The 1,652-nt window shown below is 66.5% G+C and carries 1 protein-coding gene; it reads left to right on the top strand.

Annotated features, from left to right (window positions below; translation table 11 throughout):
- Positions 1-729 precede the first annotated feature (729 nt).
- Positions 730-1,652, top strand: a 923-nt coding sequence (gene trpS, locus C1J00_RS43035) for a tryptophan--tRNA ligase (protein ID WP_102914193.1), incomplete at its 3' end; no start/stop codon positions are given.

Raw genomic sequence — 1,652 nt, 5'->3', positions numbered from 1 at the left:
CCATGATGGCCGGAGACGGGGTATCAACATATCTGGCGTTGACTTTTGGCACGCTGTTGAGTTCTCAAGGAACGGTCGCTTCCTTTGTACTCACCCTCTCGGGCTTTCCTCCGGGCGCTTCCCTTCGGTCTTGCGTTTCCGACTCTATCAGATCTTTCCGATCCGATTTCCTCGGTGCTTTCCAGGTTCCCGCTCCCGCGTTTCCCTTTCCGGCGGTTCCGACTCTATCAGATCCTTTCGGGCCTGATCCCCGGTCAGCGGGGTTTGTCTTTGCGGCTGTTGGGCCGTTCCGACGAGTGAGACTTTAGCGGATTCCCCGGCTCCCGAGCCAATCGGGGGCCGCGTCCTTTCGAACGGGGATTCCTCATTCCATAAATACACATGCCAATGAAGCGACGACAGACGTGCTGCGCGTCGAATAGTGGTTGGTACCTGCGGATTGGCTGCCCGGGGACCGACCGGAGTCGGCGCTCACGTCGGGCAACTCGGAGAACACTACGGATGGGGGTAGGGCGTGTCAACTCGGGGGCGGGCGGCACTCCGGCGGCGTACTGTGGGCCGCATGACGACGCGTACGTGCATCGGACTCTGGTGGGCCGCCTGACGGCGGCCGTTCTCACGTATGCACTCGACGGCCGCCGCTTCGGCGGCCGTTTTTGATTCTCCCTCCCGGCACCACGGAGGGGCGGCCGCCCGGAGCGGCGGTCCCGACCAGGAGGTGGAGAAGAGATGACACGGGTCTTCAGCGGGGTCAAGCCGACGGGGCATCTGACGCTGGGGAACTACCTGGGGGCCATGCGGCGGTGGGCCGCGGTCGACCAGCACGAGGCCGACGCGCTGTTCTGCGTCGTCGATCTGCATGCCCTGACCGTCGACCACGATCCCGCGCGGGTGCGCAGGCTGAGCCGGCAGGCAGCGACGCTGTTGCTGGCGGCCGGGCTGGATCCGAAGCTCTGCACGGTGTTCGTGCAGAGCCATGTGGACGAGCACGCCCGGCTGTCGTACGTGCTGGAGTGCGTGGCCACCGACGGTGAGATGCGGCGGATGATCCAGTACAAGGAGAAGGCGGCGCGGGAGCAGCGGCGGGGCGGGAGTGTGCGGCTGTCGCTGTTGACGTATCCGGTGCTGATGGCGGCGGACATCCTGGCGTACCGGGCCGGCGAGGTGCCGGTCGGGAACGATCAGCGGCAGCACGTGGAGCTGGCGCGGGATCTCGCCGTGCGGTTCAACCAGCGCTACGGGCACACGTTCGTGGTGCCGCGGGCGACGCGGCCGGGGGTGGCGGCTCGGGTGATGAATCTGCAGGATCCGGCGTCGAAGATGGGCAAGAGCGACGACGTCGGGCCGGGGATCGTCTATCTGCTGGACGAGCCGGACGTGGTGCGCAAGAAGGTCATGCGGGCCGTGACCGACAGTGGGCGGGAGGTCGTGTACGACCGGGAGGCCCGGCCGGGGCTCGCCAATCTGCTGGAGATCCTCGCGGCGTGCACGGGTGGGGAGCCCGAGCTGTTGAGTGGCTCTTACACGTCGTACGGGGACTTGAAGAAGGACACCGCGGAGGCTGTGGTCGAGGTGCTCCGGCCCTTGCAGGAGAGGCACAAGGAGTTGTGTGCCGATCCCGGTCATGTGGAGGGGGTGCTGCGGGACGGGGC

Origin of the sequence: Streptomyces cahuitamycinicus (assembly GCF_002891435.1) — a bacterium.
GTDB classification, from domain to species: Bacteria; Actinomycetota; Actinomycetes; order Streptomycetales; family Streptomycetaceae; genus Streptomyces; species Streptomyces cahuitamycinicus.
This window is presented reverse-complemented; position numbering and strand designations above follow the sequence as displayed.